Genomic DNA, 15413 nt, shown 5'->3' with positions numbered 1-15413 from the left:
ATCTCACCTCAATCCCTTAAATCTCAGCCGTAGCCTCCCTCAGCCACTCACGCTCCTCCTCGCTGTCAAGAAGCGGCGCTATGGTTTCATACACATGTTTGTGGTAGGCGTTCAGCCATTTCAGTTCCTCCTGGCCGAGAAGTTCCGGAAGAATGGCTTCCCGCTCAAAGGGAACCAGTGTCACGACCTCGAATTCCATGAACTGACCGTAGGCATTCTTCCCGCCCTTGCGGCACATGAGCAGATTTTCACAGCGGATGCCGTATCTGCCTTCCAGGTACAGTCCCGGTTCGTCGGAAATCAGGACGCCCTCCTCCAGTGGTACATAGCCGCCCGGACGGATGGCGCTGTTCCAGTTGATGTTCTGGGGTCCCTCGTGTACGTTCAGCAGGAATCCCACACCGTGTCCTGTGCCGTGGTTGAAGTCAAGACCTCTCTCCCACAGAGGGCCTCTTGCCAGACAGTCCAGATGGGCACCGCCCATTCCATACATGAATTTTGCAGTTGCAAGACGGATATTTCCCTTGAGCACCAGTGTGAAATGCTCCTTCTGCTCCTGTGTCAGCGCTCCAACCGCAATGGTCCTTGTGATATCTGTGGTCCCCTGCCAGTACTGTCCGCCGGAGTCAATGAGGAAGAATCCTTCCGGCTCCACTTTGGCGCAGGCATCTTTTGTGGGCGCATAATGGCACATGGCTGCATTAGGGCCGTAGGCACAGATGGTGCCAAAGCTCAGATCCAGGAAATCAGGGTCCTGGGCACGCAGCTCGTAGCTCTTTTCTGCCGCGCTGTATTCTGTGATCTCCTCTTTCCCCACATTCTGTTTCAGCCAGTAAATGAATCTGCACATGGCCTTTGCATCCTTGATATGGGCTTTGCGCACATTTTCCTGCTCCACCTGATTTTTCATGGCCTTCATGGGCTTGGATGGATTTATGCAGTTCACAGTCTTAACGCCGGACGGAATGTTTTCAAAGAGAGTATAGTTGACAACTGCCTCATCCAGCAGCACGGTATTTTCCTCAGCAAACTTCTTCACATCCTCATATACCTGATAATACGGACGGATCGTGATTCCCGCTTTCTCCAGTTCACTGCGGATCTCAGCGGAAACAGCCTCCTCCTGCACATAAAAGAATACATCCTTCTCTGTGAGGATCACATAGGAGAGGATCACGGGATTGCATTCAATATCATTGCCTCTGATATTCAGAAGCCATGCAATATCGTCCAGACTGGAGAGAAGATGGATGTCAGCGCCGTTTTCTCTCATGATGCTGCGGACATCTGCCAGTTTTTCTTCTCTGGACCTGCCCACATATTTCACATCCACAAGAAATGCCTGCTCTTTTGACATTTCCGGTCTGTCATTCCAGATTCTGCCTCCCAGGTCATCCTGGCACAGAAAACGGCCCTGTTTCTTTTCCATCATTTCCGCGTAAGCCTTTCCCTGGCTGACGCTGATGGTCCTTCCGTCACATCCCAGGCAGCTGCCCTTCAGAAGATTTTTTTCCAGGAACTCGTCCACTGTGGGGACGCCCTCCTCCCTCATCTTCATAAGGGTCACTCCGGTGCCCTCCAGCTCTTTGCCCGCCTGGATAAAATACCGTCCGTCTGTCCAGAGATACGCGCTGTCCTTTGTCACCACCAAGGTTCCCGCGGAACCGGTGAATCCTGACAGCCAGGCCCGCACTTTAAAGTATGCTCCCACATACTCAGACTGGTGAAAATCCGCGGTGGATACCAGATACATGTCCATGCCCGCTGCTGCCATTTCTTCCTGCAGCTTTTCAATCCTTACTCTGTTTGCATTCATTCTCGACGCTTCCTTTCTGTTTTCCTCAGATTTTACTGTTCACTCCATGTCCTGCAGTACAGCCACGTGTAAGAAGTAATTCTCAGATACCTTTCATGGTAAGGGAAATTCTCTTCTTTTTCAAGTCCACACTGAGCACTTTCACATCCACCACGTCACCTACGCTGACTGCCTCAAGCGGATGTTTGATAAAGCGCTCTGTCATCTCGGAAATATGCACCAGACCGTCCTGATGCACACCTATATCCACAAATGCTCCGAAATCGATCACGTTTCTCACCGTTCCTTTGAGGACCATGCCCTCTTTCAGGTCCTTCATATCCAGGACATCTGTGCGCAGCACAGGTTTCGGCATCTCCTCACGGGGATCACGTCCCGGCTTGGTGAGCTCTTTTACAATGTCCCGCAGGGTCATCTCACCCACGCCCAGCTTTTCCGCCATCTTTTTGTAGTCTTTCACATAATATACCGCATTGCCGCCAAAGATATCCGCAGGCTTCATTCCCATGCTGTCCAGGAATTTTTCTGCTGCTTCATAGCTCTCGGGATGGACACTGGTGGCATCCAGAGGATTCTTCCCGCCTGTGATGCGCAGGAAGCCGGCACACTGCTCAAAGGCTTTCGGCCCCAGCTTGGCTACTTTTAAAAGCTGTTTTCTGTCCTCAAAACGGCCGTTTTCCTCCCTGTAGGTCACGATATTTTTCGCGATGGCTTTGCTGACGCCGGACACGTATTCCAAAAGCGATACAGAGGCGGTGTTCAGATCCACGCCCACCTTATTTACACAGTCCTCCACAACGCCGGACAGGGCTTCGCCCAGCTTCTTCTGGTTCATGTCATGCTGATACTGGCCTACACCGATGGACTTCGGATCGATCTTCACCAGCTCTGCCAGAGGGTCCTGAAGGCGTCTGGCAATGGATGCGGCACTTCTCTGTCCCACATCGAAGTTGGGGAATTCCTCTGTAGCCAGTTTGCTGGCAGAGTACACGGAGGCTCCGGCCTCGTTGGTGATGACATAGTGCACGTTCTCGGTTATCTCCTTCAGCATTTCCACAATCACCTGCTCAGACTCTCTGGAAGCGGTGCCGTTGCCCAGGGAGATCAGTGTGATGTTGTATTTGCGGATGAGTTTTTTCACAGTCTCTTTTGCCGCGGCGATTTTGGCCGGGGTTGTGGGGGCTGTTGGATAGACAACTACCGTGTCCAGCACTTTTCCGGTGGGGTCTACCACTGCCAGCTTACAGCCGGTACGGAAGGCCGGGTCCCATCCAAGGACGACCTGTCCTACAATAGGAGGCTGCATGAGGAGCTGTTCCAGGTTCTTCTTGAACACCTTGATTGCTCCGTCCTCTGCCTTCTCTGTCATATCATTGCGAATCTCCCTCTCAATGGCAGGGCCGATCAGACGGCTGTAGCTGTCCTCCACCACGTCCCTTAAAACAGGTGTGGTGTTGGGGTTACTGCGGGTGATCACCTGTTTTTCCAGGTAGCGGATGATATCCTCTGTGGGAGCTTCAATTTTCACGGTGAGGATTTTTTCCTTCTCCCCGCGGTTCAGGGCCAGGACTCTGTGGCCCGCCACCTTTGCAATAGGCTCCTCATACTCATAGTACATCTCATAGACAGATGATTCCTTAGGGTTCTTGGCAGCGGAAACCACCCTTCCCTTCTTCACCGTCATATCCCTGATGCGGATTCGGTAGTCCGCCTCATCGGAAATGCTCTCTGCCACTATGTCTTTTGCCCCTGCAATGGCATCCTGCGGGGTTTTGACCTCTTTTTCCTCGGATAAGAATGCCTTTGCTTCCTCTTCCAGGGACTTGTCTGTCATCTGCAGCAAAATGATATTTGCCAGGGGTTCCAGGCCTTTTTCCTTGGCAATGGTGGCTCTTGTGCGGCGCTTCGGACGATACGGGCGGTACAGGTCCTCCACGACCACCAGGGTCTGGGCTGCCAGGATCTGCTTCTTCAGCTCCTCTGTCAGTTTGCCCTGCTCCTCAATGCTGGCGAGCACCTGGGTCTTCTTATCCTCCAGGTTCCGCAGGTAATTCAGGCGTTCGTACAGATTTCTCAGCACCTCGTCATTCAGCGCGCCGGTGGCCTCCTTACGGTAACGGGAAATAAACGGTATGGTGTTTCCCTCATCTATCAGTTTAACGGCAGCTTCCACCTGCCACTTCTCCACTTTCAGTTCTTCTGTCAATGCTAAAATGATATCCATGTATTTCTCCTTTTTTCCTTGGCAACAATTCAGACAAACTGAACTGTTACTTTCCTTGATCCAAACCCGGCAGCTGTTCAGCCAGTTGAACCGCTTACCGGCCGGTACTATAACACCTTATCAATAGGAAGGGGATTTGTCAAGAAAACAGCGTTTCATTCTTCTGATACAGCTCCTGAAAACGTGCAAAACATTCCCGGTATATTTTAACACGCTCCTTGTCAGGAACCGTCACCTCTGTCCCCGGACGCAGCAGTGCACGGCACGCCTCCTCGTAGGAGGAAAATGCGCCGCAGCCCACAGCAGCGGTCATGGCAGCGCCCACACATGCCTGTTCCGCCTCCCCTGCCGTGTGGATCTCCGCCTCAAATACATCTGCCTGGATTTCTCTGAAAAGCCGTCCCCTGGCACCGCCTCCGGATGCTGTCACCCTGTCAAACCGGATGCCCATGCCTTTGAATATCTCCAGGGATTCCTTCAGCCCGAAGATCACACCCTCCATGGTGCTCCGTATCAGATGCTCCCGGCTGTGATACAGACTCATGCCGAAATAGATTCCCCGCGCATTTGGATCATTATAGGGGCAGCGCTCCCCGCTGAGATAAGGAAGAAAAAGAAGCCCATCACTTCCCGCAGGTGCTGTCCCGGCAAGGTCTGCCATCTCCTCAAAGTCTGACATATGCAGTATGTTGTCCCGAAGCCATTTCAGCGCCACGCCTCCGGTTAGGGAGGAACCCTGTATCTCCCACAGTCCGCTGCCTGTATGGCAGAAGGTATTGGTCCTGAATTCTGTGTCGTGTATGGGTCTGTCCAGGGCACAGGCCACCTGGCTTGCGGTCCCGATATTACAGGAGAGTATCCCCGGCCTGATGATTCCGTTTCCGGCGAGCTGCATCATGGAATCGCCGCCTCCTAAAAATAAAGGGGTTCCCTCTGCAAGCCCCGTTTCCCGGGAACAGGAACCGCTGACGCGGCCTGCCTGCTCATAAGATTCCCCGCAGAAGGGAAACATTTCCCGCCTCAGGCCCAGTTTGTCGATCAGCTCCCAGGCCCACTGTCTTTTTTCCACCTCAAATATGCCTGTGGAGGAGGCATCCGTCACATCTGTGGCGATCTCACCGCACATGCGGAACCGGATATAGTCTTTTGGCAGCATGACACGGGCGGTTTCCGCATATCGCTGCGGCTCATTCTCCCTCATCCAGAGCAGGGATGCGATGAGAAATCCTGTACAGAGTGTGTTTAAGGTAGTCCTCTTCCACTCCTTCTCAGATATGGTATCCCAGATATGCCCTATGGCATCCCCGGAGCGCTGGTCTGCCCAGATAATGGCGTCCCGCACCGGCTTTCCGTTCTTATCCACTGCCACCATGCCGTGCATCTGCCCGGAAAAGCTGATACCCCGGATATGAGCCGCGGCCTCCGGATATTTTCCAAGTAGTGCCGCTATGCTCTGCCTTGTCCGCTGCCAGAGATATTCCATATCCTGCTCTGCCTCACAGGGTGAGTGTTTCCTGATGTCATATCCTGCCGACTCTGTGCCCGCCACAGTACCGTCGGCGCCCAGAAGCATGACTTTTACACTGGAAGTGCCCAGGTCTATTCCGCAATAGTATTCCATTTATAACCTCCCATTTTTATCCGGTATACGGAACCGTTACTTTTATTTATCATATCATGCGTCATACGAAATGGAAAGAAAATCTGCTTCATCAGAAGGAAACATGGTGAAATGCGCTTCCGGATACGGAAGGAGCAGCAACATATAAAAAAGGCGGAGGATCTATTTCAATCTCCCGCCCGGTCTGCATTCCCACAGGCCGCATCCCTTCCGGATAAATGCCTCCAGTTCCTTCTGCAGTTCTTCTTCAAATTCTTCCCATATAAGGTTCAGGCTGGACAGGTTGACCACGTCCTCCTCCAGTATGATGGACGGCAGGTAGCCCAGGTTCTCATAGAGCGCAGCCACCACCTCGGCGCTTGCCCTGGTATTTCCTTTTTCGATCTCCCTGTAGCGCTTAACGCTCACATCCAGCGCCTCTGCCATCTCGCCCTGGGTCATTTCATTTGCCATGCGGATTCTGTACCAAACCGTATGTTCTGAAGTGTGGGGGAAGACCTGATACCTCAGAAGCTCAATTTCCCTGGTGCAGCGCACCGCCGCACTTCCTCCGATCTGTGCGTTTTCCATTCCCTGCTGTATGGTCCACACGATAAGCTGAAGCAGCTCCGCCTTTTTCTCCCTGCCGCAGGCTTCCATCAAATCATCCAGGACTGTGCGTGGACTTTTTATACCGGAGACCAGGTAATCTACATCAATGCCGTTCATATCCAGATTATGCAGCTCCTCACCGGAGATGATCTTCTTTCCGTTCTCCACCTTGCTGTAATGACTCTGCGTAATTCCCATGACACTGCCCATGCTCTCCTGGCTCATGTTCTGCATTTTCCTGTACGCATTCAACCGATTTAACAATTTATCATAAGCACTGCTCATGGTTCATCCATTCCTCACTTTACATATCGCGCATCGGATAGTTCCATGTTCAATTGTAAAGTGTTTTATCCTGCCCTTTTATATCCTATTTGTGACTACCGCTTATATTTTCCAGCAGCTGTGTACAGTAACCCAGTCTTGCCCAATTCTCCTATCCGTGATAGAATGTAGTTTGACAAACGAGAAAAATGTAATGATACAATTGAAAATACATGAAATGAGGTTTGATTATATGAATAATCCTTATGACGAAAATAACCAGCAGATGGGATACGGACAGGAACCCTCACAGGGGCCGGTCATCTACCCGGAACCGCCGGCAGAGCATATCTATCAAGGCAGTCCCGGTTTTGCCTCCGCCTCCCTCTCCATGGGAATCCTCTCCCTGGTATCCATGTGCTGTTTTCCGCCTCTGGCACTTCTGTTCGGAGGACTTGGCATTTTATTCGGTGTGATATCTAAGGGCACGTATGCACGTCCCGGTAATGCGAAGGCCGGTATGGCGCTTTCCTCCGCCGGAATTGCTATTGTGGCTGCCATTATACTTTTCTTTGCGTCCACCATGCTTTCCACTGTGGAAGGGCGCACTTTTGTCAGCCAGTATCTGCATATACTGACTCATCCGGAGCAGTATACAGAGGATGACATTTATAACTTCCTGCAGGATTATCTGTACCGCAACACCAATCCGGGCGGCGGTTCTTATGATAACAGCACTTCCCCCTACGGTGGAGAAGACCTGCCTGATTCCGGCGGGGACCAGGATCACTATTATCCGGCACCGGATGAGGGTGATAATTTTATCTGATGAAATTGTTTGCATGAAAAAGCGTCTGACCGGAGCCTGCTCCGATGCCGGACGCTTTTACAATATGTAACTGTTCCGTACCTTCACAGTTACTACAGGATATCAATTCCCCATATCAGTTTCAGGAGATTCCGCACTACCCACTGTATCAGTATGATGGCGGCTGCTAAATAGAGATACAGGTCGCGGTACCGCATCCCCGCCGCCAGCTTTCCCCTGGTCAGATATTCTATTGTATGTGTGATCATGTACCAGCCATAGATGACAGCCGTGTACAGCACCACAGGATGGCAGAGAAAGGATTTCACGATTTTTCCCTGCAGAAGGGCAGCGCAGGCCCTGGTGCCCCCGCAGCCCGGACAGTAGTAACCTGTCAGCTCCCTAAAGACGCAGGGAAGGGAAAAGATTTTCATCTGCATATGTAAGCCCTTTGTGATCCCCAGAAGAAGTACTGCTGCTGCGAGCAGCATCCATCCCAGGATATAGAGGCTTTTTTCTTCTTTTTTACTCATTCGCGGTTCCATTTTACCCTCTTGTAACCTCGTTTAGTTATGTTATAATAGTCATGACAACGTGCCGGAACAGCCGGCCATTTCCTTAAATACGAAAGAATGGAGATTTTATTTTATGAAAAGAAATTCTGCTGCTATAAAGCTTATCGCCCGTGAAAATCTCTCCGGAAGATACGGCACTCCCATGGCTGCACTGCTTCTGATGGTTCTGTGCAGTCTTCTGCCTTCCATGCTGATCGTGAACACCATGAGCACTACCACCGTTCTGGGAATCGTGACTACACAGCTCCTGAACTATATGGTCTCCCTGCTGGTAGCGGTTGTGGGCGCGGGTTATGCCAAGCTGATGCTCAATATCAGCCGTCAGGAGCCGTTCGCGGTGAAGGACCTGTTCTTTGCCTTCTCCCATCACCCTGACCGTTTTATCATCGTACATCTGATCCTTCTGGTGATACAGTTTGTCTTTGCCCTGCCCTTTGACCTTCCGAATTATCTGAATAAGAATATGTCTGACAACGGGGTTCTGCTCCTTATGCTATTCGGCAGTCTGGCGAATATGGTTGTGAACATGATACTGGGCCTGTTCTTCGGCCTTGCAGACTATCTGCTCCTCGACAACACCGAGATGAGTGCCATGGAGGCAATGAAGGAAAGCCTGCGGCTTATGAAGGGAAACAAAGGACGCCTTCTCTGCATGGACTTAAGCTTCATTCCTCTTATGCTGCTGTGTGTGCTCTCCTGCTATGTGGGATTTCTGTGGCTGACACCATATATGAGAGCCGCCGGTACTGTATTCTACATGGATGTGACCGGAGAACTGGATGCTCCCAGACCGGAACCTGCCCCACAGCCAAATGACAGCTTCAGCAATCCTTTTGGGCGCTATTAGGCTCTCTGCAGACAGGCCGGCTTATGGTATATATCATACCGCTGATTTCGGAAGATAGCAATATTTATCAAATTTATTCTCTGAACAGCAATTTTTGCCTGTAGGCAGTGTTGTCTGCATGGATGGTTATATTCGGTACACGGACAAAAGCGTGAGATCCTGGTTGTGGTCTCACGCTTTTTTTAGATTGGAAAATGTTTGAAAACTGCTTTCGGCAGGCTGTGTGTCACATTCTGAGTCCGGCACTTAGCAGGCTGTTTTTGAGGGCGTCCGCCGCTGATTTTCCGCGTAGTTTTATGTAAACCTTTTTCACCTGGACATTCTGTCCTTCTGCTTCCAGAAGCTTCCTGCCGCTCTCATAAGAAAGATAGATCTGCCCATCCTCTCCCCTGACACGGGCGGCCAGGATTCCTTCCGTCCCTGCGGGGACCTGCCGGTTCTGTTCGGTATTACCGCTGCTGTCTGAAGCAGCATCTTTCACCGGGCCGGCAGCGGCTCCGGCTATACAGACAGTCATTCCAAGCGCACGGTTCTGCAGTTCTTTTTTTCTGCTTTTTGTAATGGCATAGGAATATCTGTCCGTCAGGTTATCCAGACTCCGGGCAGTGAAAAAGACAGGTATTTTACTTCCGGTCTCCAGCCCGGTCAGGCATTCCTCAATGTGAAGCGGAAACGTCTCCATATCCACGGCTTCTGCTGTCACCTCCATCCGGTATCCCTCTATCTCTAAACGGACAGGCACATCCAACACTGCGGAAACAACTGTCACGCCTCTTCTCTCTGCCAGCTCTTCTAAAAATTCCTGCGGTATCTCCTGCTCTTCGCTGACTGCAAGAAATTCATAATCCTGCTGCTCCTCCAAGCCTGTCTTTATCAGCCGGTATCCGCACCAGATCAGCAGCAGAATGCCGGCAAAAGCCAGAATCTTTATTTTAAAAATACTCCCCTGTAATTTACTGCTTTTCACCGGATTCCCTGCCCTTCTAATGTGTATTGAGATTGTTCTTTTTCAGCCCTCTGATCCTTAATGTCTGAATCAAAAGAATGCCCAGCAGGCCCGCACCGGCCAATACAAGGACAGATACCCACCATTGATTCGTCTCCTGTTCTTTTTTCTCCGGCTTCAGGCTGAGAATTTTGGGCGGCTGTATCTCTGTTTTATAGTTTACCTCCTGGCTGTAGGTCTGGCCGTATACATCCTCGTACGCAAGTACCAGGGCTCCGTCTACTTTCCCGTACTTTTCCTCATCTGTTCCCGCGAGTGTATCGTTGATGGATTCCATATTTTTTGCCCCTGCATAGAGTTCCATGCTGCCCTGTATGCTCTGTCCTGCCTCCAGAGTACCTGCATAAAACGTCTGCAGCGCGAAAATCCCGGCCCCCTTTGCCGAAACTCTTACATTATATACAGGAGCTTTTCCCAGGTTCAGAATCTGCATGTCCGTGGAAATGGTATCTGTGGAATATACACTGGAGGGAATGCTGCAGTTGGACAGCGACACCCTGGCGGGCTGCCTTATCTGCAGTACAAGAGATTCCGTACCCATGTAGGCAGTTCCTTTTTCATCTTCATACTCAAAAGAGAACTTCACCGGCACATTTCCCTGGGGGGCATTTGTCTGTATCCGGAGTTCCTCTGTAAATGTGATGGCTTTGCCGGGCTGTACTTTTTCAAAATATTCGGATGTACGGCCAAAGGTCAGATTACTTTCCTCCCCTTCGGCTGCCAGAGAAACTTTCACGTTGCAGGCAGCAAATTCGCTGCTTTTGTTGCGGAAAGTAACCTGCATGTCCCGGCTGCTGCCGGCATCTAAAACGATACCGTCAAGGCTGCTCTCTTCCAGGATGAATTTGGGCTGATGTACTACAGATTCCTCTCCGTTCCCTGCGGAAGGTGCCATGGCATCTCCACCGGCTTCAGGCGGCAGTATTTTGCCTTCTCCGCCGGTTTCTGCCTCCGGAGTCTCCTGGTTTTCCGGATCTTCCGGATGTTCTTTATCCTGCTGATTTCTTCCGGCTCCTGTTACATTCGTAAATATCACATATTCCAGAGTGACCTGATTTCCTTCACCGTCAATCCCCCGTGCCTGCACACTGACAGGGTACTGGCCTGCATGCCGTTCCTCCTGCAGGAATAAATCCACGGTGTAGAGGTAGACATCTGCCTGTTCCTCTTTGAAGGTGACGGTCTGCAGTTTAACATCTGCCTGATAATTCTTTAATTGAAATGGCGTCTCTTTTGTTTCTTTAAATCCGACAGTCACTGTCAGGGTATTGTCTTTGAGGGCACCGTCAGCAGTGAAGGGAACAACAAGGCTTATTTTATTGTCTGCTTCGGTTGGGACGTATCCTTCGCCATATGAATGTTCCATGCCTGCATATACATGGGTGTTGTCTATTCCCAGATGAACCTGTTGGGACGGGTGGCCTTGCTGGGATGACTGACCCTCCTGGGATGACTGCCCCTCTTGGGATGACTGACCCTCCTGGGATGACTGCCCCTCTTGGGACGACTGACCCTCTTGGGATGATTGACCCCCTTGGGATGATTGACCCTCCTGGGATAACCGGTCCTCCTGGGATGACTGGCTCTCCTGACCGTCCGAGCCTGATTGTCCTTTCTGCTCTATTTGCCGCGCCGGCTCCGGCGCAGTTTGATCCGTCCCGGCGTATGCTGTCCGGCTGTTCTGCAGCATCATACAGAAAGTGAGCAGAAACACTGCCGATTTCCGTATTCTCTTTAACATACGCACACCTCCCCATTTTTCTCTTTTCCTCCCCGCACACGCCGGAGGACACCTGCATCCATCTCATAGACTTCGTCGCATAAAATATCAATATCCATACTGTTATGACTTGCCAGCAAAATTGTTTTGCCCTGTTTTTTCAACTCCAGCAGAATGGCCCTGATATCAGCCGTCCCCTTTTTATCCAAACCGTTAAACGGCTCATCCAGAATCAGGAATTCCGGATTTTCCATTATTGCCTGTGCTATCCCCAGTCTCTGCCGCATACCCAGAGAATATTTCGACACAGGCTTTTTCAGATCCGGGTCAAGCCCTACCTTCTGCAGGCACTCCCGAATGCCCTTTCCGGAGACTTTGCGTTTCAGATCAGCCAGAATTTCCAGATTCTTTCTCCCCGTATACTCTGTCAGAAATCCGGGTGTCTCAATGATCAGACCCAGACTTTCGGGAAAATCCGTATCTCTTCCTATATATTTCTGCCCCACACAAATGCTCCCCGATGTGACAGGCAGAAAGCCGCAGATACATTTCATGAGTACTGTCTTGCCGGAACCGTTATTTCCTACGATCCCGTACACCTTTCCCCGCTTCATAGTCATGGTCGTCTCCTTCAGAACCATTTCCTCACCGAATCTCTTTGTCACCCGGTCTACCACTACATAATCAGAGTTCTCTGCATCTGCCATATAACAGTCCTCCATACAATGCCGCTGTAAGAAACACCAGCAATATTAAAAACAGCCAGATCCCCATACTGTCCTTTCCCCAATCCCCTGCCCCCTTGATCCAGGACTGTGGGTCTATGACATAGACACTTTCCAGATAACGTTCATGAAGAATCGTCAGAAGGTAATATCCTGCAAACGGAATCCCATATGCCATATACACAGAGCCGGACACAACCGCCATGATTCCGCTCAGATCCGCCAGTACAGCAGCCACAAGAAGCAGTCTTGCCGCGGACTGAAGAAGCGGAAGAAGCATCACCCATTTCCACTCAGATTTCACCTCCATGGGATAAAAAAGCGCAAAATAAAACAGCAGCGTTACAGCAATCGCTGATGTCCATACAAAACAGCTGCTGAGTATAGTTGTAAACAGCCTGTCAGCCGTATATTCCTTTTTCCCTTTCCGGGTCACATAGAACCGCAGAAAACCTGACGTTTTCTCCCCAATCCATACATCCCCATACGGCAGAACCGCCACTATGGGCACAAAAAAGACCACGGTTTTAGAGGTAAGGGCTTTCTCCACCATTTTATACCAGCTCCCACCTGTCAGAGGACTGTCAAACTCAGGGAATTTCGTCCCTATGACCAGTCCCATAACGCCCAGGATCACAGCCAGCCAGGTGGTTCTGCGCCCTATCATACGTTTCCCATCCATACTCAGTACCCCATAAAAGTAAAATTATAGCTTTTCAGCGCCCTGCCAGCCAGCAGAAATAACAGGACCAGAAAGGCCAGGAACAGCGCACTGGACTGGAAGACAGAGGGCAGATCATCATAGCCGAACGTATGCCCCGGATAGGTCGCGTGATTTAAGGGACTTATCCAGCCTGCCAGAATATTGACCTTGTAGCGCTGCTGCTTCTCCAGCCCCAGTATACCCGCAATGGTCTCCGGTTCCAGAAGAAATCCGTACAGACTGTAGAATATTCCCGCAAACATTCCCCGTGATCTGCCGAACCTTAAATTGACTGCCAGCATGAGAAAGCAGAGGGTCCAGGAATAGAGGAGCATAAGACAGACAGTCTGCAGCATACATCCATATGGGGTAATGCTCTCCATGGCCTTCACGCTTGCAGGGATTCCCAGGGAATCTCCCAGCCCGGAATATGCGATTCTCACTGCTGTCTCACTCCATACATTTCCCGGATAGGTGTATTTCTGACACAGAATGACGGTTACGAACATAATGAATGCCACATACAGGGCAGTTCCCGCTGCAATATAGAGAAACTGGGATATCATCCACTGTATCCGTTTCATTCTGGACAGATAGAAGGGAGTCACCGGGCTCAGCTTCGGAACATCGGAAAACATTAAAATCAGCAGCAGAGAGGCCAGAAGTACATTTGTACCGTCTCCGAACGTCCATATGAACGGCTCCGCTCCCTGCATGGTTGTCTCAAAATGCGCTGCCACTCGAAGTACCCGGTCACTGAGCAAAAAGCACAGTACCACAGCTAAAAGAAAGGTGATGAGAATCCGTGGATTTTTCCAGAAACCAAGAAAATGAAAACGCACCATTGCTTTTATTTTCCCCAAGTCTCTCATCAGTACCCCAGTCCCCTGTCTATCACAGTACCGTCCACAGCGTTTATAGTGAGAAGACTGTTGTATCGCTCCGTATCCGTATCTGCCGGGCCCTCCCCCTCATTCAGTGTCCTCTCATAATTGCCAAAGAAATCCCACACAGGGACCAGCACACCGCTTCGGTTATCCTGGGTCGGGCTGTAGATTCTGGAATATCCCAGTGTTACCCTGTTCACATTCACTTTACAGGATTTTATGTATCCGCCCTCTAGTTCCCCTGATAATTTATACTGCATCATCTGGGAGTAGATCTGCGCAATCTCCTCAAAGTCCAGCAGCTTTACATTTTCCACCTGCACCTCCCCCAATTCATAGGGGCTGCCATATGACAGTTCCTCCAGTCCCTCCTTAGAGATGACAATACTCAGATGTTCATATGTCCAGGGCTCAATGGTGCTGTCCATATCCTCAAGGCCTCCCCCGATCGCACTTGTATAGGTAACAGGGCAGCCGTCTATCTTCCTTGTATAATAAAATACAAACCCTGTTTTGATAACCTCATCACTTCTTTCTATATCACGGCATATGGCATAATCCCATGCGTCAGCGGACATATCCGAAATGCCTATGGACGCAGCTTTTTCATCTGCGGTCTTCTTTGCCTCCTCATAGGAAATACCCACAGCGGATTTTATTTTCTCCTCTGTTCCCAGCTCCTCCGGGACATACTGAGACGCAGGTGTATAATCGCTCCATAATGCCTGGTCAGATGCGTTTTCTGTATCTCCAAGATATTTGACCTGTACACTGACCGGTTCGTCCGCTGAGGCTTTGACAAAATAACTGTACGGCCGTCCATTTTCATCCTCCGCAACACCGCTGAACCTGGGGTCTCCCGTGCCGTTCTCGGTCAGCAGAGGGGCCGTCTCCTTTTTTTCCAAGCTCTTAGGTGCCTCCGCATATGCAGCTTCGTATTCTTCCAGCATTTGCTGCAGATCTTCCTGTGTGAGTGCCTCCCCGGATTCCGACTCTGCGCTGTCCTGCGCCATAAGGGCCCTCACTTCATTGATCTTGTTTTGGTAGTATTCTTTTGTCATTCCGTAATAGTATTCCGGTTCATACATTTTCTTCTCAGGGAACAGGCCGTTTGTAATGGTATCCATGAACTCCTGTGTCAGCGGCACAGCCTTTACTTCCACAGTGGAAAATCCTGTGGTGTCCGGCAGTTCCACCGCAGCATCGGTATGGATGATGATCTTTCCGTCCTCCGCTGTTATGTCCTCACTGAAGGTTTCCGGCACACTCAGTTTTTCCCTGATATTCCGGGATGCTTCGTCGGAAGATGTATCTGTTTTCTCTTCTTCGTATTTCTCAATTGCCTTTTCGCCCTTTTGTTTTACGATCACAGAATCGGGTGTTTCCCGACAGCCGGTCAGCAGCAAAGCCCCGGCTGTTATACCAGTCAATATGCAGACTTTAGATTTCTTCATTGTCATTCCTCCTGCTTGTCTCTGCTTCCTAACTCCATATTAACCTGCTTCATGTAAAAAAACCGCGCCGATTTGTAACCAATTTGTAAATCTCTGGTAACTGTTCAGTCAGGTCTGCGCATTTACTGCGCTGACCGTGCAAAAGAGTAGTGGCGGCAGGTATTCGCCCCAT

The 15413-nt window shown here is 50.5% G+C and carries 13 protein-coding genes; 2 read left to right on the top strand and 11 right to left on the bottom strand.

Translation table 11 applies throughout. From position 1 onward, the window contains the following. Positions 1 to 16: 16 nt before the first annotated feature. The 4 genes from WMO65_RS24260 to WMO65_RS24245 all read right to left on the bottom strand — a co-directional run bounded on the left by WMO65_RS24260 (position 17) and on the right by WMO65_RS24245 (position 6537). Positions 17 to 1816, bottom strand: a complete 1800-nt coding sequence (locus WMO65_RS24260) for an aminopeptidase P family protein (RefSeq protein WP_148392462.1) — start codon at positions 1814 to 1816, stop codon at positions 17 to 19. An 82-nt stretch (positions 1817 to 1898) separates the two neighbouring features. Continuing rightward, positions 1899 to 4040: a Tex family protein gene (locus WMO65_RS24255; RefSeq protein ID WP_118743412.1), complete on the bottom strand. Its 2142-nt coding sequence runs from the start codon at positions 4038 to 4040 to the stop codon at positions 1899 to 1901. Positions 4041 to 4179: 139 nt separating this feature from the next. Next, positions 4180 to 5661 (bottom strand): xylulokinase, encoded by a 1482-nt coding sequence (xylB, locus tag WMO65_RS24250; protein ID WP_103731186.1) that lies wholly within the window; start codon positions 5659 to 5661, stop codon positions 4180 to 4182. 162 nt (positions 5662 to 5823) lie between these two features. Further along, the gene (locus WMO65_RS24245; protein WP_148392463.1) at positions 5824 to 6537 is read right to left on the bottom strand and encodes a helix-turn-helix domain-containing protein; all 714 of its coding nucleotides are present in this window, start codon (positions 6535 to 6537) and stop codon (positions 5824 to 5826) included. 232 nt (positions 6538 to 6769) lie between these two features. Here WMO65_RS24245 and WMO65_RS24240 point away from each other — a divergent pair, with 232 nt between their 5' ends. Next, entirely contained in the window at positions 6770 to 7345 is a 576-nt protein-coding gene (locus WMO65_RS24240; RefSeq protein WP_052099484.1) for a DUF4190 domain-containing protein, read from the top strand. 92 nt (positions 7346 to 7437) lie between these two features. On the opposite strand, the gene WMO65_RS24235 is transcribed toward WMO65_RS24240, so the two are convergent. Next, positions 7438 to 7869, bottom strand: coding sequence for a DUF2752 domain-containing protein (locus tag WMO65_RS24235; RefSeq protein ID WP_052099486.1), 432 nt, complete (start codon positions 7867 to 7869; stop codon positions 7438 to 7440). A 103-nt stretch (positions 7870 to 7972) separates the two neighbouring features. Between WMO65_RS24235 and WMO65_RS24230 the strand changes: the two genes are divergently transcribed. Continuing rightward, the gene (locus tag WMO65_RS24230) at positions 7973 to 8746 is read left to right on the top strand and encodes a DUF975 family protein (RefSeq protein ID WP_148392464.1); all 774 of its coding nucleotides are present in this window, start codon (positions 7973 to 7975) and stop codon (positions 8744 to 8746) included. Positions 8747 to 8972: 226 nt separating this feature from the next. Here WMO65_RS24230 and WMO65_RS24225 read toward each other — a convergent pair whose 3' ends face one another. From WMO65_RS24225 to WMO65_RS24200, 6 genes are read right to left on the bottom strand one after another with little or no spacing between them, the layout of a single operon-like run. Beyond that, complete coding sequence (locus WMO65_RS24225) at positions 8973 to 9713, bottom strand: hypothetical protein (RefSeq protein WP_148392465.1); 741 nt, start codon at positions 9711 to 9713, stop codon at positions 8973 to 8975. A gap of 16 nt (positions 9714 to 9729) precedes the next feature. Next, the gene (locus WMO65_RS24220) at positions 9730 to 11493 is read right to left on the bottom strand and encodes a COG1361 family protein (protein ID WP_148392466.1); all 1764 of its coding nucleotides are present in this window, start codon (positions 11491 to 11493) and stop codon (positions 9730 to 9732) included. Beyond that, positions 11487 to 12179: an ATP-binding cassette domain-containing protein gene (locus WMO65_RS24215; RefSeq protein WP_148392467.1), complete on the bottom strand. Its 693-nt coding sequence runs from the start codon at positions 12177 to 12179 to the stop codon at positions 11487 to 11489. Before WMO65_RS24215 ends, WMO65_RS24220 begins: the two co-directional genes overlap by 7 nt. After that, the gene (locus WMO65_RS24210) at positions 12157 to 12879 is read right to left on the bottom strand and encodes a hypothetical protein (RefSeq protein ID WP_148392468.1); all 723 of its coding nucleotides are present in this window, start codon (positions 12877 to 12879) and stop codon (positions 12157 to 12159) included. Before WMO65_RS24210 ends, WMO65_RS24215 begins: the two co-directional genes overlap by 23 nt. 2 nt (positions 12880 to 12881) lie before the next feature. Then, a complete protein-coding gene (locus WMO65_RS24205) occupies positions 12882 to 13772 on the bottom strand; it encodes a hypothetical protein (protein WP_148392469.1) in 891 nt (296 codons plus the stop codon). Beyond that, positions 13772 to 15241 (bottom strand): DUF6034 family protein, encoded by a 1470-nt coding sequence (locus tag WMO65_RS24200; RefSeq protein ID WP_148392470.1) that lies wholly within the window; start codon positions 15239 to 15241, stop codon positions 13772 to 13774. Before WMO65_RS24200 ends, WMO65_RS24205 begins: the two co-directional genes overlap by 1 nt. Between the last annotated feature and the right edge of the window lie 172 nt (positions 15242 to 15413).

It is taken from the genome of Blautia caccae, assembly GCF_040095955.1.
Taxonomy (GTDB): domain Bacteria; phylum Bacillota; class Clostridia; order Lachnospirales; family Lachnospiraceae; genus Blautia; species Blautia celeris.
The sequence above is the reverse complement of the archived record's forward strand: the minus strand, read 5'-3'. Positions and strand labels throughout refer to the sequence as shown.

Excerpts from the sequence above, each read along its gene's own strand:
- WMO65_RS24215 (WP_148392467.1), bottom strand. The coding sequence starts at position 12,179 with ATGGCAGATGCAGAGAACTCTGATTATGTAGTGGTAGACCGGGTGACA.
- WMO65_RS24255 (WP_118743412.1), bottom strand. The coding sequence starts at position 4,040 with ATGGATATCATTTTAGCATTGACAGAAGAACTGAAAGTGGAGAAGTGG.
- xylB (WP_103731186.1), bottom strand. The coding sequence starts at position 5,661 with ATGGAATACTATTGCGGAATAGACCTGGGCACTTCCAGTGTAAAAGTC.
- WMO65_RS24245 (WP_148392463.1), bottom strand. The coding sequence starts at position 6,537 with ATGAGCAGTGCTTATGATAAATTGTTAAATCGGTTGAATGCGTACAGG.
- WMO65_RS24235 (WP_052099486.1), bottom strand. The coding sequence starts at position 7,869 with ATGGAACCGCGAATGAGTAAAAAAGAAGAAAAAAGCCTCTATATCCTG.
- WMO65_RS24260 (WP_148392462.1), bottom strand. The coding sequence starts at position 1,816 with ATGAATGCAAACAGAGTAAGGATTGAAAAGCTGCAGGAAGAAATGGCA.
- WMO65_RS24205 (WP_148392469.1), bottom strand. The coding sequence starts at position 13,772 with ATGAGAGACTTGGGGAAAATAAAAGCAATGGTGCGTTTTCATTTTCTT.
- WMO65_RS24210 (WP_148392468.1), bottom strand. The coding sequence starts at position 12,879 with ATGGATGGGAAACGTATGATAGGGCGCAGAACCACCTGGCTGGCTGTG.
- WMO65_RS24240 (WP_052099484.1), top strand. The coding sequence starts at position 6,770 with ATGAATAATCCTTATGACGAAAATAACCAGCAGATGGGATACGGACAG.
- WMO65_RS24220 (WP_148392466.1), bottom strand. The coding sequence starts at position 11,493 with ATGTTAAAGAGAATACGGAAATCGGCAGTGTTTCTGCTCACTTTCTGT.
- WMO65_RS24230 (WP_148392464.1), top strand. The coding sequence starts at position 7,973 with ATGAAAAGAAATTCTGCTGCTATAAAGCTTATCGCCCGTGAAAATCTC.
- WMO65_RS24200 (WP_148392470.1), bottom strand. The coding sequence starts at position 15,241 with ATGAAGAAATCTAAAGTCTGCATATTGACTGGTATAACAGCCGGGGCT.